Raw genomic sequence first — 23,594 nt, 5'->3', positions numbered from 1 at the left:
AACTATTGTCTGATCAGCGCGCAGCGACTTCGACAATCGTAGCAATTACCCAAATTAAAGAGAAACCTACGAAAGATACAATGAAGCCAACACCTGAGTCAAGAAGATCGTTACGTTTGGACTGGACGTCCTTTTCGAATTCGTTCATTGCTACACCTCCTGATTCAACTACAAGTATAGAACAAAGGGACTTAAAAATCCATAGTTAAACGGAGATATGGCAATTGCGTTTCAATTTGTCACAAATTCTCCATACAGCATATCTGTCATGTATAATTAAAAATAGTGAATGAGGTGATTGGCTATGGTATCAGAAGCATGGAAAGAGATAAAAAAAAATCCGGAACAGCCAGTTTATTTATTAACAGGATCAGAGCTGTATTTGTTACAGCAGACATTGGCTAAAATCATTTCTGAAACGCCGGGTATAGAGCAACAGGATGTCATATACTTCGATTTGGAGGAGACCCCCGTCGATCGTGTAATCGAGGAAGCGGATACGCTCCCTTTCTTACAAGATCGTAAGGTGATTGTCGCTAAAAATGCATCGTTCTTGAAAGCGAAAGAGCGAGGAAAAGAGAAGATTGAACATCCGATAGCTCAACTTGAAGCGTGGCTGCAAGATCCTTCGCCGACAGCCACGGTTATTTTCACAGCGCCATATGAAAAGTTGGATTCCAGGAAGAAAATCACAAAAGTGATGTCGTCAAATGCATTTGTCATTGAAGCGAATAAGTTGACGGGGACCGATCTGGCAGTTTGGGTGCAGCAACAAGCAACGGCTTTCGGAGTTGTGATGGATAGGGATATAGCTGACTACCTTGTAGAAGCAACAGGGGAAAATATGATGCAGTTGTCTAAAGAACTCGAGAAACTTGCCGCTTATCTAGGGGACGCAGGGAAGATTACAAAAGAAGTTATTGATAGCTTAGTTCCGAGATCTCCGGAAACGGAGATTTTCAGACTGACGGACACCTATATTGCCGGAAATCGAGCAAAAACGCTGGCGGTGTATCATGATCTATTGAGAAGTGGTGAAGAACCGATTGCTATGACCTCGCTAATCGCCGGTCAAGTTCGGCTGATGTTGCATGTGGGGACGCTAAAGCGAAAAGGATACCATCAACAGCAAATTGCCAGTACACTGAATGTCCATCCATACCGTGTGAAATTGGTCATGAATAATCGGAACAGTCCTTCAGAACAGCGCTTATTACGTGTATTGAATGACCTCGCATCGATCGATTTGAAATTGAAATCCACATCAGGCAGTCGGGAAAGGGTACTCGAATTATTCTTTATGGAAAAATTATAACAAAAAAACTGTCCGTCAATGACGGACAGCTTTTAAAATTACAAAGCTTTTTTTGTAAGACGTGCTTTTTGACGTGCAGCTGTATTTTTATGGATAAGGCCTTTGCTGGCAGCAGTGTCCAATGATTTAATAGCAGCGCGCTTCAATTCCTCTGCGTTGTCAGCTTTGTTGTCGATTGCAACATCAGCTTTACGTAAAGCAGAACGCATTGCGGACTTTGTGCGTGAGTTTTGTTCGTTAGTCGCGTTGCTTTGCTTAACGCGTTTGATTGCACCTTTAATGTTTGGCATTTCATTCACCTCCAGAAATCAGGTAAGAAGAGTGTTTCCACGATCTCTCGGATATCTCTTTATAACAAAAATAATTTTATCAAACTCAAGCCGTTTATGCAACAACAAAACACAGACAGGAATAATCTCCTGTCAAAAAAACGACAAAGCATAAAACGTAACCATCACGTACACACTTATATTAGAGGTGATGGTCATGGAAAACTACGACTTTTACAGGACGGATCTAGTCGTTGAGAGTGAAGAGATGGTGAGACACCGAACTTCAGAGGAAAAAGAGAAACTCGATGAATCTTCGGGTATTCAGTTTAACGAAGAAAAAAAGGACAGAACGATTTTGACGACCGTGGTTGTCGATGAAGAAGGGGAGAAACGGATAGGGAAGAAGAAAGGCACGTATATTACGTTAACAGACCCCTTATTGCATGCAGATGATCACGTAGGATTAAAGAAATTGGCAAAGACGATGACGCAGCAACTGAGAAAATTGACAGAGCCTTTGCAGCTTAAGGAAGATAGTAAACTGTTATTCATTGGACTTGGCAATAAGGATGTAACCCCTGATGCTGTCGGTCCATTGACAATGGAGCGCCTCAACGCAGTGGTGCCTGATTACTATAAAGAGGATGGCGCCGATGTTTTCGTCTATTCACCAGGTGTGACGATTCAAACAGGATTGGAGACGGCAGACTTCATTAAAGCAGTCGTGGACGTTGTGCATCCTGATTTACTCATCGTCATCGATGCCCTTGCCGCGCGGGATAGTTCAAGATTGTGCAGAACCATCCAACTCACAGATACAGGAATCCACCCAGGTTCAGGAGTAGGGAATAGCCGGAAAGAAGTGTCACAAGAATCGTTAGGTGTGCCTGTCATCGCAATCGGAATCCCTACTGTGGTGGATGGACCTGTCCTTATTGCGGACGCAATCGATACATTATTCGGATATATGGCAGCCAAAATTGAAGAGGAAAGTAAACCATCTTCACGCCTTTCAGTTACACCGTGGCTTTATTCCGATACTAAAAGTGCTGACCGGACCAACTTAGTGCCGGTGTTTGGAGACTGGGCATCCTGGCCTCACGAAGAGCGTGTCCAACTATTTGAAGAAGTCCTGTCCAATCATCAGTTGAAAACGTTCATTTCACCTAAAGAAATCGATAGCTGGGTACAACATTATTCCGCAGCCCTTTCTACTTCCTTAGGGTCCTGGATACGTAATATAAAACAGAGTTCTTGACTTGCGTCTCTCTGCATATAGTAGCGGAGACGGGGGGATGACTGTTGAAAAAAACACTGAAAATCTGGACTCTTGCTATACTTATCTTATTTCTATTCCCGATCCTGCTACAATTGCTTCCCGCGAAACAATCGGACAGTTCTTCAGTGATGCTGAAACAAAAAGCATATATTGTTTACGCATCCAATGTACTTGAAGCGCCAAAACCTTCAAGCGACAAGAAAGTATTAATCCATTTCACGCATTCTGAAGAAGCGTATGAGCCGATTACTCTCGCTAATGACGGAAAGGTTGCAGTTTCTCACAAAACGGAAAACATCACAAAATTAGGGGAGAAACTTCAGCTGCAATTTGCCGCATTCGGAATAGAAGCTGATTTACTACCGGTTGATATTCAAAAAGTGATGGCGAAAAAGGGGATCTCTTATCATCGCTCTTATAAAGCGATCCGACCATATTTACAACAATCGCTGGCGGATAAAACCTATGATATCGTACTGGATATCCACCGTGACTCCGTGACTGCGGACAAAACTACAGTTACTGTGAACGGGGAGCGATATGCCAAAATAGCATTTGTCGTCGGCAAAGAACATAAGAATTACTCTAAAAATTATGATGTGGCAAAGCGATTGAATGAACAAATGGAAGCACGGGTACCTGGTATTACGCGTAATATTATTGTAAAAGGTGGTCCAGGAGTGGATGGAAAGTACAATCAAGACCTACACCCGGGATTTGTTCTAGTGGAACTTGGAGGAATCGGAAATAATGAGGAAGAGCTGAATCGAACGGTTTCCGTTATCGCTGAAGCAGCTGCTTCATCATTTGCAGGTGAATAGAAGAGTGAAATTGAACGCGCGTGAATCATCATACAGTTTTAAGAAGGGGAAGCGAAACCAGCTTCTCTTTTTTTGCACATTTTTTGAAGAAACATGGAATTAATGCTGAGTTAAAAGGAAATGTGTAACACCCCTGCTCGGTTTCTGCTATAATTCATACTAGCCGAATTAGGAGTGAAAATTATGATGAATCATCAACAGAAATTGGAACGACAGAAAAACATACGGAATTTTTCAATCATCGCTCATATCGACCATGGAAAATCCACTCTCGCAGATCGCTTGCTCGAAAAAACTGAGACAATCACTGCGCGAGAGATGAAATCCCAAACCCTTGACTCGATGGATCTCGAAAGGGAGCGAGGGATCACCATTAAACTGAATGCGGTCCAGATTTCATATACTGCAAAAAATGGGGAAGACTATACATTCCACCTGATTGATACACCAGGACACGTCGATTTCACGTATGAAGTATCCCGCAGTCTTGCAGCATGTGAAGGAGCAATCCTAGTAGTGGATGCTGCTCAAGGTATCGAAGCACAGACGCTTGCAAACGTATACTTAGCTCTTGATAATGACTTGGAAATCCTCCCGGTTATCAACAAAATCGATTTGCCTGCAGCTGATCCAGAACGCGTGAAAGACGAAATCGAAAATGTAATCGGCATCGATGCTTCAGAAGCGGTCTTGGCATCAGCAAAAGCAGGAATCGGAATCGAAGAAATCCTAGAACAGATCGTTGAAAAAGTACCGGCTCCAACTGGTGACCCCAGTGCACCATTGAAGGCATTGATATTCGACTCTCATTACGATCAGTATAAAGGGGTCATCGTCAACATTCGAATCATGGAAGGTACCGTTAAACCAGGAGATACAATTCGTATGATGGCAACCGGGAAAGAATTCGAAGTCGTCGATCTTGGCGTCTTCACGCCGAAAATCTCACCTCGGGAAGAATTGACTGTAGGGGATGTTGGCTATTTGTCAGCAGCTATTAAAACTGTTGGAGATACACGGGTAGGGGATACGATCACACTCGCAGAAAATCCAGCAGAAAAAGCGCTGGAAGGATACCGTAAGATGAACCCTATGGTGTTCTGCGGGTTATATCCGATCGATACGTCCAAGTACAATGACCTCCGGGACGCGCTGGAGAAACTTGAGCTGAATGACTCGGCTTTGGAGTACGAGGCGGAAACTTCACAAGCACTCGGCTTCGGCTATCGTTGTGGCTTTTTAGGCCTCCTTCATATGGAAATCATACAAGAGCGGATCGAGAGAGAATTCAACATCGATCTAATCACAACTGCACCAAGCGTAATCTACAATGTTGTCATGACAGATGGTAGTGAACTGAAAGTCGACAATCCATCTATGATGCCGGATGCGCAAAAAACGGAATATGTGGAAGAGCCTTATGTGAAAGCGTCGATTATGGTCCCGAATGATTATGTCGGTGCGGTCATGGAACTTTGTCAGAAAAAGCGCGGGAATTTCCTAACAATGGACTACATGGATTCTTCACGTGTCAATATTTTTTACGAGCTCCCATTGGCAGAAATCGTCTATGATTTCTTCGACCAGTTGAAATCAGGGACAAAAGGGTATGCATCACTCGACTATGAATTGATTGGCTATAAGAAATCGAAGCTGAATAAAATGGACATCCTGTTGAACGGAGAAACAGTCGATGCGCTCAGCTTCATCGTACACCGTGATTTTGCATACGATCGAGGCAAAGCGATTGTTGAAAAATTGAGATCGCTGATTCCACGCCAGCAATTCGAAGTTCCTGTTCAAGCTGCAATCGGACAAAAAATCATCGCACGGTCTACAATTAAATCTATGGGGAAAAACGTACTTGCAAAATGTTATGGAGGAGACATCTCCCGGAAAAGAAAACTTCTAGAAAAGCAAAAAGAAGGAAAGAAAAAGATGAAACAAGTAGGATCCGTGGAAGTTCCTCAAGAGGCGTTCATGGCAGTACTGCGTATGGACGAGGAATAATCGGATTTCAAGCTGCACGAGCAGAGGGCGTATAGCCCTCTGTTTGGCGTTTACAGGAGGGAAAGCAACTAATGAGAGGTATTTACATCCACATTCCGTTCTGTCACCAAATCTGCCACTATTGCGATTTCAACAAAGTTTTTTTTGAAAACCAGCCAGTGGATGAATATATTGAAACGATTAACAAAGAACTGACGCTTTTAAAACAAAGCGGGACAGATTTTACCAAGGTTGAAACGGTCTTCTTCGGAGGGGGCACTCCTACAGCGCTGACCGCAAAACAGTTAGACCGATTACTTGAAATTGTTCATAGCCACGTAAACGTTGACAGTCTGTCGGAGTTTTCAACTGAAGCGAATCCTGATGAGCTGACACAAGATAAGCTGGATGTATTGAAAAATGGGCAAGTGAAACGGTTAAGTCTCGGTGTTCAGTCTTTCGATGAAGAACTTCTGAAGAAAATAGGGCGTTCCCACAGCCCCGAACAAGCGATTGACGTTGTCAATAACGCTAGACGAACTGGTTTTGACAACATTAGTATCGATTTAATATATGCATTACCGGGCCAATCCCAAACTCAATGGAAAGACACGTTGGACCAGGCGATGGCACTTGAGCTGCCGCACTATTCAGGATACTCGCTGATTATAGAACCGAAAACGGTGTTTTATAATCTGATGAACAAAGGACGTCTGCCGCTGCCAGGAGAAGATGAAGAGACAATGATGTTCGACGAACTCATTAATCGGATGGAGCGCGCAGGAAGAACACAATATGAGATCAGTAACTTCGCAATTCCCGGGAAAGAATCCATCCATAATATGATTTACTGGGAGAATGATGAATACGCAGGAATCGGGGCTGGCGCTCATGGCTATCTGAATGGTGTGCGTTACGCAAACATCGCACCACTCAAACGCTATATGGAACATGTGGAAACTGCGCAATTGCCAAGGATCGAAGAAAATACTGTAACTCCTCAAGAAAGAATGGAGGAAGAAATGTTCTTGGGACTTCGAAAAACAGAAGGCGTTTCTGTCAAACACTTCACTGAAAAATTCGGAGTTTCACTGGAAGAGAAATACGGGGCAGTTATCAACGATCTGATACGCAAAGACTTGGTGGAATTACAAGAGAACCGAATCCGATTAACTCGAAACGGCATTTTTAAAGGAAATGAAGCTTTTCAGCAATTCCTCGGGTGAAAAGCGATTCAAATGTTTGACACTGTCGTTATGATTTGATAAATTATGAGTAGTATTAGCACTCATTAATAAAGAGTGCTAACAGGAGTGATGATTATGTTGACAAACAGACAATTGCTTATCTTGCAACTGACGGTTAACGACTTCATCGAATCCGCTCAGCCTGTGGGCTCCCGGCAGCTTTCCAAAAAGGAGGAAGCTCCTTTTAGTCCGGCAACCATCCGGAATGAGATGGCGGATCTAGAAGAAATGGGTTTTCTTGAAAAGCCACATACATCTTCCGGAAGGGTTCCTTCTGAAAAAGGATATCGATTTTACGTCGACCACTTGCTGACACCTCAAAAGCTGAAAATGGAGGACAACCTTCAATTACGCTCCATCTTCCAGGAGAAAGTACTGGAAGCGGAAGTACTTATCAGAAACTCAGCATCTATTCTCTCTGAACTGACGAACTATACGACTGTCTTACTCGGACCTGATACTACGGCTCATAAAGTGAAGCGGTTTTCAATAGTTCCACTGTCAGGAACGAAAGCGGTAGCCATCATGGTGACGGATAGCGGAAGAGTGGAAAATCATGTATTCGATGCAGCTGACGGATTATCACCTTCGGATATTGAGAAAATGGTCAATCTGTTGAATGAGCGTCTCGTCGGAACTCCGCTCTCTGAAATTCCGCGTAAACTAGCTACTGAATCGAAAGTGCTATTTGAACGACATGTTAAAAATGCGGGGAATATTCTTCTTTCCCTTCAAGACGCCATGTCTGGGAAAACCGAGGAACGGCTGTTTTACAGCGGACAGATGAACATGATGAAACAACCTGAATTCAATGATGTTCAAAAAGTTAAAACGTTTTTAGAAGCTATCGAGCAAGGAATGCCGCTCACATTATTCCAAAATGATCTTGCTGGTATACAAGTGCGAATCGGTTCGGAAAACAATGAGCAAACACTGGATGATTTCAGTGTCATAACGACAGCATATGCGGTCGGTACTAATATGACTGGTTCGATTGCCATTATTGGACCGAAACGTATGGACTATGGAAGAGTGATTACATTGCTTGATATTTTAAGTGATGATCTCTCTAGCGCACTAGCGAGACTCACGATTGACGGAAGAACGGACAGGAGGAACGAATCATGACAGAAAAAAACCAGACATCTGAAGAGCTGGAAACTGCAGCGAATCCGGAACAGGACGAGGCAGTTGGTACTGAGCCTATTGAAGAGGAAGCAGTCGAAGCGGAAGAACAAGAGCAAGTGACTCTGACGGCAGAGGAAATGAAAGATGCTGAAATTGAAGAGCTCAAAACAAAGTTGCAGGAAGAAGAGAACAGACGTCTGCGAGTATTAGCGGACTTGGATAATGTCCGCAGAAGGGCAACGCTAGATCAAGAAGCACTGCAAAAATACCGTGCACAGGAAGTGTTAACGAATCTTGTACCTGTGTTGGATAACTTCGAGCGCGGACTCTCTGTGAAAGTTGAAAGTGAAGATGCTAAATCCCTTCTCACCGGAATGGAAATGGTATTCCGGAGCCTGGAGGAAGCCCTGAAGTCATCAGGATTAACTGAAATTGAGGCCGCTGGAATAGAATTCGATCCGAATTACCATCAAGCTGTCATGACGGATTCAGATGAGAACTTCCCATCAGGATCTGTGCTTGAAGTATTGCAGAAAGGGTATACGTTGAAAGATCGTGTGCTCCGGCCGGCAATGGTTAAAGTAAACGAATAATCATTCAACCAATAAACTTTGATGAACCAACTTAGGAGGAATTTTGATATGAGTAAAATTATCGGTATTGACTTAGGAACAACAAACTCAGTAGTTTCAGTATATGAAGGCGGAGAAGCGAAAGTAATTCCAAACCCGGAAGGTAACCGTACAACACCATCTGTTGTCGCATTCAAAAATGGGGAACGCCAAATCGGTGAAGTAGCCAAGCGCCAGTCTATCACGAACCCGAACACGATCATGTCCGTTAAGCGTCACATGGGTACGGACTACAAGGAAAAAGTGGAAGATAAGGAATACTCACCACAAGAAATTTCTGCAATGATCCTTCAATATATGAAAGGTTATGCGGAAGAATATCTTGGAGAAAAAGTAACAAAAGCTGTTATTACAGTACCTGCATATTTCAACGATGCACAGCGCCAAGCAACAAAAGATGCTGGTAAAATCGCGGGACTTGAAGTTGAGCGGATCATTAACGAGCCGACAGCAGCAGCGCTTGCTTACGGTTTGGATAAAACTGAAGAAGACCAGACAATCCTAGTATATGACCTTGGTGGCGGTACATTTGACGTGTCCATCCTTGAACTTGGGGACGGAGTATTCCAAGTGCGTTCAACTGCTGGTGATAACAAACTAGGTGGGGATGACTTCGATGACGTGATCATCGATTATCTCGTACAAGAGTTCCGTAAAGAGAATGGAATTGATCTTTCCAAAGACAAAATGGCGATGCAGCGTTTGAAAGATGCCGCTGAAAAAGCTAAAAAAGATTTATCAGGTGTTACATCTACTCAAATTTCACTTCCATTCATTACAGCAGGAGAAGCTGGACCGCTTCACTTGGAGATTTCGTTGACACGCGCTAAGTTCGACGAGTTGACAGCTTCACTTGTTGAGCGTTCGATGGTTCCAACACGTCAGGCAATTAAAGATGCGGACCTTTCCCCTTCTGACTTGGATCGCGTAATTCTAGTAGGTGGTTCGACTCGTATTCCAGCCGTACAAGAAGCCATCAAGAAAGAGACAGGTAAAGAGCCATTCAAAGGCGTGAATCCGGATGAAGTAGTAGCAATGGGTGCGGCCGTTCAAGGCTCAATCCTTACTGGTGACGTTAAAGATGTAGTATTGCTAGACGTTACACCTTTATCTCTAGGTATTGAAACAATGGGCAGTGTATTCACAAAATTAATCGAACGTAATACAACGATTCCGACAAGTAAATCTCAAGTGTTCTCAACTGCGGCTGATAACCAGCCAGCTGTAGATATCCACGTCCTGCAAGGTGAGCGTGCGATGGCAACTGACAACAAGACGCTTGGTCGTTTCCAATTGACGGATATTCCACCGGCTCCACGTGGCGTTCCGCAAATCGAAGTGACATTCGATATCGACAAAAACGGTATTGTTACAGTCAAAGCAAAAGATATGGGAACACAAAAAGAGCAAAATATTACAATCCAATCGAGCTCAGGTCTTTCTGACGATGAGATCGACCGCATGGTAAAAGACGCTGAAGCACATGCAGAAGAAGATAAGAAACAAAGAGAAGAAGCGGACCTTCGTAACGAAGCAGATCAACTCGTATTCATGGCTGAAAAGACATTGAAAGATTTGGAAGGCAAAGTATCTGAAGAAGAAGTGAAAAGTGTTGAAGATGCGAAAGAAGCATTGAAAACTGCTATTGAAGCGAACAACCTGGAAGAGATGAAAGAGAAGAAAGATGCACTTGAACAAGTCGTTCAACAAATGACGATGAAAATGTATGAGCAAGCTCAAGCGGAAGCTAATGCACAAGGCGAAAACGCAACCGGTTCCGATGATAGTGTCGTTGACGCTGACTTCTCGGAAGTAGAAGATGATAAGAAAAACTAAATCAGTAACAGATTGACGGAAAAGTCAAAGTCCGATATTCCGGCTTTGGCTTTTTCGTTTGTTACCAAACTAACTCAAGAAGTGTTACAATACACACAATGCTAAATGAGTTTCGGGAGTGTAGACAATGAGCAAACGGGATTATTATGAAGTGCTTGGCGTGTCGAAGACGGCTACCAAGGAAGAAATCAGGAAAGCCTATCGTAAGCTTTCCAAGCAATACCACCCTGACTTGAACAAAGAGGAAGGCGCAGAAGCACAGTTTAAGGAAGTAACAGAAGCATTTGAAGTGTTGAGTGATGAGAATAAGCGCGCATCCTACGATCAGTATGGTCATGCAGATCCGAACCAAGGTTTTGGCGGTGGTGGATTCAGCGGCTTTGGTGGCGGCGATGGCTTCGGATTTGACGACATTTTCAGTTCCTTCTTCGGAGGAGGCGGCGGAAGCCGGCGACGCGATCCGAATGCACCGCGTAAAGGCGACGATCTCCAATATACAATGACCGTCGATTTTATGGAGGCGGCTTTCGGTAAAGAGACGGAAATTGAAATACCACGTGAAGAAGTTTGTGATACTTGTGATGGAACTGGCGCTAAAAAAGGAACTTCAGTGAAAACTTGTACGAATTGTGGCGGTGCCGGACAGATTTCTGTTACGCAAAACACACCACTTGGTCAAATGGTGAACCGTAAAGTATGTAACGTCTGTCAAGGGACAGGTAAAATCATTCCGGAAAAATGTGAAACTTGTCATGGCAGCGGCCGGATCAAGAAACGTAAAAAAATCAAGGTAACAATCCCTGCGGGTGTAGATGATGGACAGCAACTTCGTGTAGCCGGCCAAGGTGAAGCGGGTATGAATGGTGGACCTTCAGGAGATTTATATATCGTATTCCGTGTTCGTCCACATGAGAAATTCATCCGCGAATCTGATGATATCATCTTGGAAGTCTCACTGACATTCCCTCAAGCCGCTCTTGGCGATGAAATAGAGGTACCGACGATTCATGGATCCGTGAATTTGAAAATTCCTGCTGGCACACAAACTGGAACTACATTCCGTCTGCGTGGAAAAGGGATTCAGAATGTCCATGGTCATGGAATCGGTGACCAACATGTAATTGTGAAATTGCTGACACCTAAGAAAATGACAGAAAAGCAAAGAGAACTGCTTCGGGAATTCGCTTCAATCGAAGGGGATGCCCCAGGAGAATATTCTAGTTCGCTTTTCGATAAAATCAAACGATCGATTAAAGGTGATTGAAAGGATTGAGCGTACGTGAAATGGTCTGAAATAGCGATTCACACGACAAATGAGGCAACTGAGGCAGTTGCTAACATTCTCCATGAGGCAGGCGCAAGTGGTGTAGTCATTGAAGACTCCGGCGAACCGGAACGCACCCATGAAGATCGTTTCGGCGAAATCTATGACTTGGATCCGCAAGACTTCCCTTCAGAAGGGGTTTTAGTGAAAGCGTATCTACCGGCAAGCAGTTTCTTAAAAGAAACGGTGCAAGAAATCAGTGAATCGATAGATAAGCTTAAACAATTCAATTTGGATACAGGTAAGAAAGCCATCACCACTACTGAAGTCGATGAAGAAGATTGGGCGACTGCTTGGAAAAAGTATTATCATCCGGTGAAGATTTCAGGTCGTTTCACGATTGTTCCAACTTGGGAGACCTATGTACCGGTTGAATCCGACGAGCTGCTAATTGAACTTGACCCGGGTATGGCGTTCGGCACAGGAACGCATCCGACTACGGTCATGTGTTTACAAGCTCTAGAAAAATATGTGAAGCCGGAAGACTATGTCATCGATGTGGGAACAGGTTCAGGTGTTCTTGCAATCGGAGCAACCTTGTTAAACGCTAAACGTGTACTCGCATTGGATTTAGACGAAGTTGCTGTTCGCTCCGCTAAAGAAAACATTGCATTAAACCATTGTGATGAAAAGGTGGAAGTCGTACATGGCAACCTGTTGGATTCTGTCAAAGAACCGGCGGACTTGATCGTCGCAAATATTTTGGCGGAAGTGATTGTTACATTCTCGCAAGACGCCTATCAGTTATTAGCCGAAAATGGATTATTTATCGTATCCGGAATCATCGGAGCTAAAAAAGACTTTGTAAAAGAAGATCTCATTCAAAAAGGATTCGAAATCGTTGAATCTGTTGTTATGGAAGATTGGGTTGCCTTGGTTGCCCGCAAACGGGGGGAATAACGTGCAGCGCTACTTTCTTGCAAAGCCGTTTGACGAAGACGGCTTTGCAATTATAACTGGAGAAGACGAAAAGCATATTACACGTGTGATGCGTATGCGCGAAGGCGAAGAGATCTGTTGTGTTTCTAAAGGTGTTGGTCACATTGCAACTATTCATCGATTTGATGAAAATGGGATAATTGTTCAGGACACAGGCAATACTTTTTCAATGAGCGAACTTCCTGTCCAAGTTACATTAGCATGTGGTTTACCTAAAGGGGATAAGCTGGAGCTGATTGCCCAAAAAGGAACTGAGCTTGGAATGACAGGGATGATACCTTTTCAAGCGGAACGCTCGATTGTGAAATGGGACGAAAAAAAGGGAGACAAAAAAACAGCGAGGCTTCGTAAAATTGCAAAAGAAGCTGCTGAACAATCCCACCGGACAGTCATTCCTGAGATTTCCGAGCCGCTAACCTTTAAAGGCATGCTGAAACAAGCGGAATCTTTCGATGTACTCCTCTTTGCAGATGAAGAAGAAGCGAAGGAAGGAACTTCGAATAGGATTGCAGTGCGTCTCGAGAAGGTGTATCATGGACAATCGATACTGGTCTTATTTGGACCTGAAGGCGGCCTGTCGAGAGTCGAAGCAGCAGCTTTAAGGGATGCCGGGTTCTTATCAATGTCGCTTGGACCACGTATTCTCCGCACAGAAACCGCACCATTATATGTCTTATCCGCCGTGTCTTACGAATTCGAATGAAAGAGGTGAGCAGCTGATGCCATTGGTTGCCTTCCATACATTGGGCTGTAAAGTGAATCACTATGAAACTGAAGCGATCTGGCAGCTTTTTAAAGATGCTGGTTATGAACGGACCGACTTTGAAAAAAACTCCGATGTATATGTCATCAATACATGTACAGTTACCAATACCGGTGACAAAAAAAGCCGACAAGTCATCCGTCGTGCAGTGCGCCAAAATCCGGATGCAGTCATTTGTGTAACAGGTTGTTATGCGCAAACGTCACCTGCAGAAATCATGGCGATTCCTGGCGTCGACATTGTCGTCGGTACGCAAGACCGTACGAAATTGCTTGGATTAATCGAACAGTTCCGCAAAGATCGCCAGCCGATCAATGCTGTGCGCAACATTATGAAAAATCGGGTGTATGAGGAACTGGATGTACCTGCATTCACTGACCGTACACGTGCATCGTTGAAAATCCAAGAAGGATGTAACAACTTCTGTACATTTTGTATCATCCCATGGGCTCGCGGTCTTATGCGATCACGAGATCCTGAAGAAGTTGTTCGTCAAGCACAGCAGTTAGTCGATGCCGGATATTTGGAAATCGTTTTAACAGGTATCCATACGGGCGGATATGGAGAGGATTTGAAAGACTATAATCTTGCTAAATTGCTGATCGATCTCGAAACAAAGGTCAAAGGTCTTAAACGACTTCGGATTAGTTCCATTGAGGCAAGTCAGCTAACGGATGAAGTGATTGAGGTGCTGAATAACTCGTCAATCATAGTTCGTCATCTGCATATTCCAATACAATCCGGTTCGAATACCGTTCTAAAAAGAATGCGCCGTAAATATACGATGGAATTCTTTGCGGAGCGTTTAGATCGTCTCCGCGAGGCATTGCCTCATCTGGCGATCACTTCAGATGTGATTGTCGGATTCCCAGGTGAAACGGAAGAGGAGTTTATGGAAACCTATAATTTCATCCGTGATCATCGTTTTTCTGAGCTGCATGTATTCCCGTATTCCAAACGTACAGGAACACCAGCAGCACGCATGGAAGACCAAGTGGAAGAAGACGTGAAAAACGAACGTGTCCATCGTCTAATCGAATTGAATGATCAGCTTGCAAAACAATATGCTGCTGAGTTTGAAGGGGACGTGCTTGAAGTCATCCCCGAAGAGAAATTCCAAGAAGATCCAGAAAATGATTTGTATGTAGGGTATACGGACAATTATTTAAAAGTGGTGTTCCCTGCCGATGAAGCAATGGTCGGGAAAATTGTTCGGGTAAAACTATTGAAAGCCGGATATCCTTACAACGAAGGACAATTCGTCCGAGTGATGGAAGAAGAACCAGAATTAGTCCATTAACAGGGACCGCTTGGCATTTTGCCTAGCGGTTTCTTTTCTATTGTGATCGATTTCTGATATGATGAAAGAGGTACGTACATCCTCCAGGAGGTCATGAAAATGAATTCAATAGCAAAAATGATCGATCACACATTATTAAAAGCAGATGCGACAAAAGAACAAGTATTGGAACTTTGTAACGAAGCCAAACGATATGAATTTGCTTCTGTATGTTTAAACCCGACATGGGTCAAAACAGCTTCGGAACTGCTTGTGGATACATCGGTAAAGGTTTGCACAGTTATTGGATTTCCGCTCGGTGCCACAACATCAGAAGTGAAAGCTTTTGAAGCGGAAAATGCAATTAAAAACGGTGCAAGTGAAATTGATATGGTTATTAATATCGGGGCATTGAAGAGTGGGGACACGAAAGCGGTTCAACAAGATATCGAAGCAGTTGTAAACGCCGCGGCAGGAAAAGCAATTGTAAAAGTGATCATTGAAACTGCATTGCTTACCGACGCAGAAAAGCGTACAGCATGTGAATTGTCGGTACTTGCAAAAGCGGATTTCGTAAAAACCTCTACTGGATTTTCAACTGGGGGAGCTACAGTGGAAGATGTTAAATTGATGCGCAGCACAGTTGGCCCTGAAATGGGTGTCAAAGCTTCGGGTGGAGTTCGTAGTTTAGAAGACTTGACAGCTTTGAAAGAAGCTGGCGCAACACGTATTGGCGCAAGCTCTGGCGTGGCGATCATGAATGGTCTTCAGTCAAAATCCGACTATTAATTTCATCTTTTATATTGACCGTTAGAGAATAATACGTTATAATTTTCAAGTACATAGCAGTATGCTATGTTCGAAGTGTGTTCGGAGGGAGGGACAAGAGATGACTAAAACAACTGTTCGTAAGAACGAATCACTTGAAGATGCTCTTCGCCGCTTCAAACGTACTGTATCAAAGAGTGGTACGATACAAGACGTAAGAAAGCATGAGTTTTATGAGAAGCCAAGTGTTAAGCGTAAAAAGAAATCTGAAGCTGCTCGTAAACGCAAATTCTGATTAACTCCTATATTGTTTGCTTAAAGCAACGTTAACCCAGTAAAATGCGCGTAAGCCGGAAAATCCTATGGATTTTCCGGCTTACTTTTTTTGTTTCCTTATTTGCAGACCTTCTTGGAACAGAACCGATCTTACATACCAATGGCTGATGGATTTAAATCTTAACAAAACTTTTCGGATAATGAAACTTACGTGTGTTTCGTCCGTATAATAGGTATACTTGAAGGACAATCAACTTAGAGAGTAGGTGAGATTTTTGCAGAAGCTCATAAGAGGATTTCTGCTTTTGACACTTATCGTATCAGCCTTTGCACTTCCATTTTCGGCTACGTCACTAGCGAAAACTGGAACCGTTTACAAAGTCCCGATTCATAATGAAGTCGAAAAAGGCTTATATGCATTTCTGAAGCGATCATTCACAGAAGCGGAACAATCAGGTGCAGATGTAATTGTACTCGATATCAATACACCAGGCGGCTTCACAGATGCAGCAGAGGAAATTGCGAAGTTGATGGATGAGACTGACTTGAAAATTATCGCACACATCAACAAACGCGCATTGTCAGCTGGAGCTTTCCTTGCTCTCCATGCAGACGAAATCTATATGGCACCAGGGTCTACGATGGGCGCAGCGGCAATAATAGATGGCTCTGGCAATGCGGCAGAGAAGAAAGCCCAAAGCGCATGGTCTGCAGCTATGATAAATGCGGCAAAATCGCAAGGCAGAAAGCCGAAATTTGCATTAGCAATGGCGAATCCTGAGGAAGACATCCCGGAATTTCGTGCGGGTAAGGGGGAGCTGTTAACATTAAGAGATGAGGAAGCCGCTCTACCTGAAGTTGGTTACAGTGAAGGGACAGTCGCTAATTTTGATGAGTTGTTAGCGAAGATCGGCAAAAAAGATGCAGTGATTATTTCCTCTGATCCGACATTCAGTGAACAGATCGCACGTTTCATCACCAATCCTGTTGTTGTTCCGATTTTACTTTCCATTGCGGGACTTGGTCTGATTGTGGAATTGTATTCTCCGGGATTTGGGGTTGCCGGTACAATGGGTGTTTCGGCGTTGTTACTCTTTTTCTACGGACATTTGATAGCGGGCTTGGCAGGCTATGAAACAATTCTTCTTTTCCTCCTTGGTGCGGGACTGATTGTCGCAGAGTTGTTCTTGCCTCACGGGATTGCAGGAATAGCAGGTGCAGTCGCTGTCACCGGCAGTATAATAATGGCAGGTGCAAATCCTGCATATATGGCATTATCAGTGCTCATTGCAATCGTGATTGCTATAACGGGGATGGTGGTTATTATGAAATTCTTTGGAAAGAAACTGCATTTGTTGAACAGAATGATTCTTATGGATGCAACGGACACGGAAAGTGGTTATGTTTCAAATGTGAATCGTATCGATTGGCTCGGTAAAACCGCAATCACTCTCACACCGCTTCGGCCGTCGGGAGCAATTGTCATGGATGGAGAACGGATTGATGTAGTTTCAGAAGGAAACTACATTGATAAAGGAAAGCATGTTAAGATAGTGAAAGTTGAAGGATCTCGGACAGTTGTCAGGGAACTTCAAGAAATGGAGGGAAATGAATAATGATCAGTGGTAGTCTAATTGGGATTGTAGTAATCGCCGTCGCTGCGATTATCGTGTTGTCTGTGTTCTTTACGTTCGTACCTGTAGCATTGTGGATTTCCGCAATATCCGCAGGTGTTCGAGTAAGTATCTTAACACTCGTCGGAATGCGTCTCCGTAGAGTTATTCCGAGCCGTGTTGTAAACCCGCTCATTAAAGCTCACAAAGCTGGCGTTGATGTGACGATTAATCAGCTAGAGAGTCACTATCTTGCTGGTGGTAACGTAGACAGGGTTGTGAACGCTCTAATCGCAGCTCAACGTGCAAACATTGAACTGACGTTTGAACGTGCTGCAGCAATTGACCTAGCAGGTCGTGACGTGTTGCAAGCCGTACAAATGTCCGTAAACCCTAAAGTTATTGAAACACCATTCATTGCAGGTGTTGCCATGAACGGTATCGAAGTAAAAGCAAAAGCACGTATTACCGTTCGTGCTAACATCGACCGCCTCGTCGGTGGTGCTGGTGAAGAGACGATTGTCGCGCGTGTTGGTGAAGGTATCGTCTCCACAATCGGTTCTTCTGTGGATCACGCGAAAGTGTTGGAAAATCCGGATTTGATTTCTCAAACAGTTCTTACGAAAGGATTGGATTCGGGTACAGCATTTGAAATCCTCTCAATCGATATCGCTGACGTGGATATCGGTAAAAACATTGGTGCAGAATTGCAAACTGAGCAAGCACAAGCAGATAAGAATATTGCGCAGGCAAAAGCGGAAGAACGTCGTGCAATGGCTGTTGCAAGCGAACAGGAAATGAAGGCCAAAGTTGTGGAGATGCGCTCTAAAGTTGTGGAAGCGGAAGCGGAAGTACCACTTGCTATGGCAGAAGCACTTCGCAACGGCAATATTGGCGTGATGGATTATATGAATTACAAGAACCTTCAAGCAGATACGGGTATGAGGGATTCCATCGGGAAAATAAGCGGCTCTGGTGATGAGGACAATAAGCCGAATAACTAATAGTTGGCCGCAACTTCCCGGAAAGGGGATGTGCTGATGGAACAAATTATCATTCTGATTGTGATCGGACTTCTCAGTACGTTATTCGGTAAAAAGAATAAGGGCGAAGAGCAAAATCAGGAGCAACGGAAGCCTCAAAAGACAATGACTCCCAATGGGGGCCCAGGTTCAGCAAGACAGTCGATGCCTCAAAGAGCGGAAGCATCTCCAAATCGGCAGGCATCATCATCTGAACAGATGGATCCCTTTAAAAGATTAAAAGAGCTTACAGGTGAAATCTATAAGGAGATTCAAGAAGACCAACGGAAAACGGTTGCGGAACAACCCGTACAGATCGAACCCGTTTCAATTCCTGAAACTCCTGCGAAGAAGCCTGTAAACCCTAAGCCGGTTCGACCTGAAAGACAGGCGAACTCTCGATCTTCAGGGAGACTCTCGACACACAATCCTGACCAACAGCGTTTTGTAAAGAGTGAATCCTTGAATGTAGATGTTACGAGTAAACAGGATATACTGAAAGGCATTGTGTTTTCAGAAATTTTGGGACCTCCGAAATCTAAACAGTAAACCAATACGCATTGACCCCCTGTACCGAGCATAAGAATGGTATAGGGGGTCAATGCGTTGAGAAAACTATTTGAAATGAGTTCTTTGATATCAATGGAAGGTTTCACTTCACTCAAGATACTTGGCGGTTATGAACTTGTGATCATTTCTGAAGGTTTGGCCAAGATACGTAAGGAAGGGTATGTCATCTCGATCAAAGGCACGGATATTCATTTTGACATGTTAATGGAACAATCCGCTTTACTCTCCTTCACCGAACTCCATGAACTCCGGATTACTAAAGAGTTGAAGGAAGGGGAGCCACATGAAACGAAAGCTATATGACGTTGAATTGAGCGGGGAGGGAAAGCCTGCCCATCTTGTCAATGAAATGATCCGCAATAAGAGACGAGTTTCAAGGCTAGAACACGTGGATGGTGCAATCTGGTTTCAGACAGACGCAAGTGGTTTGCGGTATATCCGGTCAAATAGACGGAAATTTAAATTAAAAGTACACGTACTCCGCTTAGGTGATGGCACCCCTGTCAATCGATTGTTCCATTCCTGGGTTGCTCTACTACTCTGCATTGTCCCATTTTTCGCTTCGCTATTTCTTTGGCAAGTAAACGTCGATGCAGAACACCCTGAAATCGCGGAGCGAATAGAACAAAAGTTGGAAAAGTCAGCAGTAGTTCCAATGAAACTGCTACGTCAGTTACCCGATGAAGGAACAATCCGAAGTATGATCATGACTGATGAGCCTGACTTATCTTGGGTGCGCTTTGAAAAGAAAGGTGCAACACTAACAGTGATACCGATGATTTCTCCAAAAACTACAAGCAAGGTCGAAAAAACTGGTAAACCAGGCGAGCTAGCAGCACGCACGGGAGGTGTCATTACAGGCTTTCAACTGAAAAGTGGGGAAAGGGTTGCCCGACTCAACCAAACCGTTAAAAAAGGGGACCTGCTGGCGACAGGCGTATTAGAACAAGGCGACAAGGTGGCGATAGTCGGAGCGGAAGGTTCTGTCTTTGCGGATTATTGGCTTGAATACAATTTCTCATTGCCTAAAACGATTCAATACCGAGTGGCGGGTGAGAAACGTGTGATAATCGAATGGAACTTACCATGGCTGAAACAAAAACCGGCAAATCGTCCATTTTGGAAGATTGCAGAGTGGCATGAAGAAGTAGACGATACAACAAAATCAATTACGTTAGAAGAAGGAATGGAAAAAGATTATCTAGTCCCATTACTAAAACATAAATTACTCTCTGAAACCTCGTATGAAAAGGATATTAAGGATGAAAATATTTTACAGGTGACGTTTGACAGTGATAAAGTAACAGGGACTATCCTTTTTCTGATCAACGAAAATATTGCAGTAAAAAGACCATTATCCCAAGGGGGAGACGATTGATTGAGTGAACAACAACTTCAACTACACCTAGAAGATCCAAACGAAGCGATCATGTTGCTTGGTATTTCCGACCAGAACATTAAGCTTATTGAAGAAAATCTATCCGTTGCTGTACTTTCACGAGGTGAAACGATTTCTCTCAAAGGATCCGAAGAGCATACGGAAGCTGCGAAACAGCTATTGGAACAATTGTTAAAAGTGATTCGCAAAGGAATCCAGATTAACCAGAGAGATGTTGCAACTGCCATTGAAATGGTGAATAATGGTACTATCGAATACTTTGCGGAACTGTATGACGTGGAAATCGCCCGAAACAGTAAAGGTAAAGTAATCCGTGCTAAAACAATCGGGCAACGGGAATATGTTCAAGCGATCCGGCAAAATGATCTGACATTTTGTATTGGACCTGCCGGAACAGGAAAAACGTATCTTGCTGTTGTACTTGCAGTTCATGCCATGAAGACCGGTTCCGCGAAGCGAATCATTTTAACGCGTCCGGCGGTGGAAGCAGGGGAGAGTTTAGGTTTTTTACCCGGGGACTTGAAAGACAAAGTCGATCCCTATTTACGGCCGCTTTATGATGCGCTCCATGATATGTTAGGAGCTGAGCATACGGAACGTCTAATTGAACGGGGAACGATAGAAATTGCACCTCTTGCTTACATGAGAGGACGGACACTTGATGATGCATTTGTTATTCTGGACGAAGCGCAAAACACAACGCATGCTCAAATGAAAATGTTCTTAACACGGTTAGGATTCGGTTCTAAAATGGTCATTACGGGAGATAAGACACAAATCGATTTACCGAAAGGGGCAAAGTCTGGGCTCATTGCTGCAGAATCCATTTTGTCGAAAGTTCGGGAAATCCATTTCCAATATTTAGAGCCTGCTGATGTAGTACGACATCCCATCGTTGCAAAAATCATCGATGCATACGAAGAAGAGCAGTCCTAACCGGGCTGCTCCTTACATACTTTTTGTATATCAGACTGAAAGGGGATTCAAGGGATGTTAAAGCCGTTGATCCAACTGTTCAAGTCCTTGAAATTTCATGTAACTGCCTGGTTGGTTATTGGATTGTCCGCAGTCCTTCTATTTTTCTTCCTCTATGATGATGTGAAGCAAGAGACATATGAGTTAACACCTTTTCAAATTGCTCCAAATACGATCCGCTCTTTAAAGACGGTTGAGGACACTGTGAAAACTGAAGAAGAGCGTGAACGTGTTGCGGAAGAACAACCCCCTGTCTATCAGTTCAATGACGAAATTTCCACAAATAGACAGTCGATTGCTGCGTCGCTTTTCGACTACATTCTTGAAGTGAAGAAAAGCACGTTGAGTGAAGAAGAGGCGATTTCAGCTCCCACGCTTAAAGCAGCACTTCGTGAAATGAACAAGAAGTTAAAGGAGTTAAAAGAAACTGAACCTGACTTTTACTTGAGTGAATCCGTTTTAACAGGACTTCTTACTGAAGATGAAGCCGTGTTACTAGATATGCGCTCTGAGCTTACTAAAATCGTGGCAGAGGAACTCTCAAAACCGATTAAAGAAAAAGATGTCTCAGTTGCCCAATATGATGCGGAACGTAAAATCAGAACTTCCTCAAAAATACCAGATGGACAAGTCCAAATAATGATTCAGCTTGTGCGCCCTTTAATTATCCCTACAGAATCCATAAACGAAGAGTTGACGGAGCAACGATTGAAACAAGCTAGAGACAGCATAGAACCAACTAGAATACTTCAAGGGCAAGTAATTGTCCGGGAAGGTCAAGTGATAGATAAAGAAATTTACCGACAGCTTGAAGTTACGGGATTGCTGACAAACCAAACATCTGCAAAACCGATAGTAGCATTGGCTTGTTTGATCGTTCTGTTATCAGGTCTCGTCTATATTCATTTCTTGTCCAGAAAAGAAGATAAACAGGTCTTGAAGAAATCATTAGTGATCTTTTATTCGATATTCTTTCTGATCGTTGTAATGATGAAGTTCACAGGTATGTTGGAGAAAGAGTTCGATGTGCAAGTTTCATTTCTTTTTCCTGTCGCATTGGCTCCGCTGCTCGTGAAGATTCTGACGAATGAACGTCTTGCCATTCTTTCTGTCGTCATGATTGCGGCTACAAGCGGCCTCGTCTTGCAAGAAGGTGTAACGTCGGTCATGCAAATGGAAGTAGTATTGTATTTCTTACTGAGTGGTGTAACGGCATTGCTAGCCCTTGGTGAAAGTGGAAAACGACTTACAATCATGAGAACAAGCTTGGCGGTCGCTGTTGCCAACTTGTTGTACGTTGCGTTTTATCTGCTTATGACACAATCCACATATACACTGTCGGAAATACTGTTCTATGGCATAGCCGCGATCAGCTCAGCCATTCTCTCTGCGGCGCTTACGATTGGCTTGTTACCATTCTTTGAGTCTATATTTGGAATCGTCTCTGATATGCGTCTAGTTGAGTTATCTAATCCGAACCATCCACTATTGAAAAAAGTGTTAACAGAGACTCCAGGAACGTATCACCACAGCGTGATGGTTGCCAATTTAGCTGATGCCGCATGTGAAGCGATTGGAGCGAATGGTCTCCTGGCTCGGGTTGGCAGTTATTATCATGACATTGGCAAGAGTGTGCGGCCTCTGTACTTTATCGAAAATCAGCACGGTGCGAACCCACATGATCAGCTAACTCCTGAAGAAAGTCGTGATATCATTATTGCTCATGCGGCTGACGGTGCAGATCTGTTGGCTGCTAAGAAGATGCCTCAGCAAATCATAGATATCGCGCGTCAACATCATGGAACCAGTTTCTTGAAGTTCTTCTATATGAAAGCAAAAGAACAAGGTGAAAATGTAGTAGAAGATGACTTCAGATACTTCGGTCCTAAACCGCAAACTAAAGAGATTGCTGTCATTTCGATTGCAGACAGTTGTGAAGCTGCGGTTCGTTCCATGAAGGAACCGACTCCTGAAAAAATATCAGGTCTGGTGAAATCGATTGTGAAGGACAAACTAAATGATGGTCAATTCGATGAATGTGAATTGTCCATGAAAGAAATACGTGTTGTGGAGCGAGTAATTTGTGAAACACTAAATGGGATTTTCCATAGCAGAATCGAATATCCGAAATAAGAAGAATAGAGGTG

23 protein-coding genes are annotated in these 23,594 nt (G+C 43.6%); 21 read left to right on the top strand and 2 right to left on the bottom strand.

All coding sequences use genetic code 11. The features are described 5' to 3' along the window. Positions 1-13 precede the first annotated feature (13 nt). On the bottom strand, positions 14-148 hold the full coding sequence (locus H9659_RS00860; RefSeq protein ID WP_025784809.1) for a YqzM family protein: 135 nt from the start codon (positions 146-148) through the stop codon (positions 14-16). A gap of 156 nt (positions 149-304) precedes the next feature. Between H9659_RS00860 and holA the strand changes: the two genes are divergently transcribed. Beyond that, on the top strand, positions 305-1,315 hold the full coding sequence (gene holA / locus H9659_RS00855; protein ID WP_191688037.1) for a DNA polymerase III subunit delta: 1,011 nt from the start codon (positions 305-307) through the stop codon (positions 1,313-1,315). A gap of 38 nt (positions 1,316-1,353) precedes the next feature. Here the strand turns inward: holA and rpsT are convergent, their stop codons facing one another. Continuing rightward, a complete protein-coding gene (gene rpsT, locus H9659_RS00850; RefSeq protein ID WP_191688036.1) occupies positions 1,354-1,605 on the bottom strand; it encodes a 30S ribosomal protein S20 in 252 nt (83 codons plus the stop codon). Between the two features lie 196 nt (positions 1,606-1,801). Here rpsT and gpr point away from each other — a divergent pair, with 196 nt between their 5' ends. From gpr to H9659_RS00750, 20 genes are all read left to right on the top strand, one after another. Next, the gene (gene gpr, locus H9659_RS00845) at positions 1,802-2,845 is read left to right on the top strand and encodes a GPR endopeptidase (RefSeq protein WP_191688035.1); all 1,044 of its coding nucleotides are present in this window, start codon (positions 1,802-1,804) and stop codon (positions 2,843-2,845) included. A gap of 44 nt (positions 2,846-2,889) precedes the next feature. Then, complete coding sequence (gene spoIIP / locus H9659_RS00840) at positions 2,890-3,687, top strand: stage II sporulation protein P (protein ID WP_191688034.1); 798 nt, start codon at positions 2,890-2,892, stop codon at positions 3,685-3,687. Between the two features lie 186 nt (positions 3,688-3,873). Then, positions 3,874-5,697, top strand: coding sequence for a translation elongation factor 4 (lepA, locus tag H9659_RS00835; protein ID WP_404828945.1), 1,824 nt, complete (start codon positions 3,874-3,876; stop codon positions 5,695-5,697). A gap of 71 nt (positions 5,698-5,768) precedes the next feature. Further along, positions 5,769-6,902, top strand: a complete 1,134-nt coding sequence (hemW, locus tag H9659_RS00830; RefSeq protein WP_191688032.1) for a radical SAM family heme chaperone HemW — start codon at positions 5,769-5,771, stop codon at positions 6,900-6,902. A 96-nt stretch (positions 6,903-6,998) separates the two neighbouring features. After that, entirely contained in the window at positions 6,999-8,051 is a 1,053-nt protein-coding gene (gene hrcA / locus H9659_RS00825; protein ID WP_191688031.1) for a heat-inducible transcriptional repressor HrcA, read from the top strand. Then, the gene (gene grpE, locus H9659_RS00820; protein WP_191688030.1) at positions 8,048-8,644 is read left to right on the top strand and encodes a nucleotide exchange factor GrpE; all 597 of its coding nucleotides are present in this window, start codon (positions 8,048-8,050) and stop codon (positions 8,642-8,644) included. Before hrcA ends, grpE begins: the two co-directional genes overlap by 4 nt. A gap of 48 nt (positions 8,645-8,692) precedes the next feature. Continuing rightward, the gene (dnaK, locus tag H9659_RS00815) at positions 8,693-10,519 is read left to right on the top strand and encodes a molecular chaperone DnaK (RefSeq protein WP_191688029.1); all 1,827 of its coding nucleotides are present in this window, start codon (positions 8,693-8,695) and stop codon (positions 10,517-10,519) included. A 127-nt stretch (positions 10,520-10,646) separates the two neighbouring features. Next, positions 10,647-11,783 (top strand): molecular chaperone DnaJ, encoded by a 1,137-nt coding sequence (gene dnaJ / locus H9659_RS00810; protein WP_191688028.1) that lies wholly within the window; start codon positions 10,647-10,649, stop codon positions 11,781-11,783. A 15-nt stretch (positions 11,784-11,798) separates the two neighbouring features. Further along, positions 11,799-12,743: a 50S ribosomal protein L11 methyltransferase gene (gene prmA, locus H9659_RS00805; protein ID WP_191688027.1), complete on the top strand. Its 945-nt coding sequence runs from the start codon at positions 11,799-11,801 to the stop codon at positions 12,741-12,743. A gap of 1 nt (position 12,744) precedes the next feature. Beyond that, a complete protein-coding gene (locus H9659_RS00800) occupies positions 12,745-13,485 on the top strand; it encodes a 16S rRNA (uracil(1498)-N(3))-methyltransferase (protein WP_191688026.1) in 741 nt (246 codons plus the stop codon). Between the two features lie 16 nt (positions 13,486-13,501). Continuing rightward, complete coding sequence (mtaB, locus tag H9659_RS00795; protein ID WP_191688025.1) at positions 13,502-14,845, top strand: tRNA (N(6)-L-threonylcarbamoyladenosine(37)-C(2))-methylthiotransferase MtaB; 1,344 nt, start codon at positions 13,502-13,504, stop codon at positions 14,843-14,845. A 99-nt stretch (positions 14,846-14,944) separates the two neighbouring features. After that, complete coding sequence (gene deoC, locus H9659_RS00790; RefSeq protein ID WP_191688024.1) at positions 14,945-15,613, top strand: deoxyribose-phosphate aldolase; 669 nt, start codon at positions 14,945-14,947, stop codon at positions 15,611-15,613. Between the two features lie 100 nt (positions 15,614-15,713). Then, a complete protein-coding gene (gene rpsU / locus H9659_RS00785) occupies positions 15,714-15,887 on the top strand; it encodes a 30S ribosomal protein S21 (protein ID WP_025784794.1) in 174 nt (57 codons plus the stop codon). A gap of 286 nt (positions 15,888-16,173) precedes the next feature. Then, positions 16,174-17,484: an NfeD family protein gene (locus tag H9659_RS00780; RefSeq protein ID WP_225217575.1), complete on the top strand. Its 1,311-nt coding sequence runs from the start codon at positions 16,174-16,176 to the stop codon at positions 17,482-17,484. After that, positions 17,484-18,485 (top strand): flotillin-like protein FloA, encoded by a 1,002-nt coding sequence (gene floA / locus H9659_RS00775; protein WP_191688022.1) that lies wholly within the window; start codon positions 17,484-17,486, stop codon positions 18,483-18,485. The genes H9659_RS00780 and floA overlap by 1 nt, the downstream gene beginning before the upstream one ends. Before the next feature lie 36 nt (positions 18,486-18,521). Beyond that, the gene (locus H9659_RS00770; protein ID WP_191688021.1) at positions 18,522-19,052 is read left to right on the top strand and encodes a hypothetical protein; all 531 of its coding nucleotides are present in this window, start codon (positions 18,522-18,524) and stop codon (positions 19,050-19,052) included. 57 nt (positions 19,053-19,109) lie between these two features. Next, entirely contained in the window at positions 19,110-19,376 is a 267-nt protein-coding gene (locus tag H9659_RS00765; protein WP_191688020.1) for a hypothetical protein, read from the top strand. Then, the gene (locus H9659_RS00760; protein ID WP_191688019.1) at positions 19,357-20,451 is read left to right on the top strand and encodes a sporulation protein YqfD; all 1,095 of its coding nucleotides are present in this window, start codon (positions 19,357-19,359) and stop codon (positions 20,449-20,451) included. Before H9659_RS00765 ends, H9659_RS00760 begins: the two co-directional genes overlap by 20 nt. Further along, positions 20,452-21,408 carry a PhoH family protein gene (locus tag H9659_RS00755; RefSeq protein ID WP_191688018.1) on the top strand — a complete coding sequence of 319 codons (957 nt, stop codon included), beginning with the start codon at positions 20,452-20,454 and terminating at the stop codon, positions 21,406-21,408. It abuts the gene before it with no gap. 54 nt (positions 21,409-21,462) lie between these two features. Further along, complete coding sequence (locus H9659_RS00750; RefSeq protein WP_191688017.1) at positions 21,463-23,580, top strand: HD family phosphohydrolase; 2,118 nt, start codon at positions 21,463-21,465, stop codon at positions 23,578-23,580. Positions 23,581-23,594: the final 14 nt, after the last annotated feature.

It is taken from the genome of Sporosarcina gallistercoris (assembly GCF_014836415.1).
GTDB lineage: Bacteria > Bacillota > Bacilli > Bacillales_A > Planococcaceae > Sporosarcina > Sporosarcina gallistercoris.
This window is presented reverse-complemented; position numbering and strand designations above follow the sequence as displayed.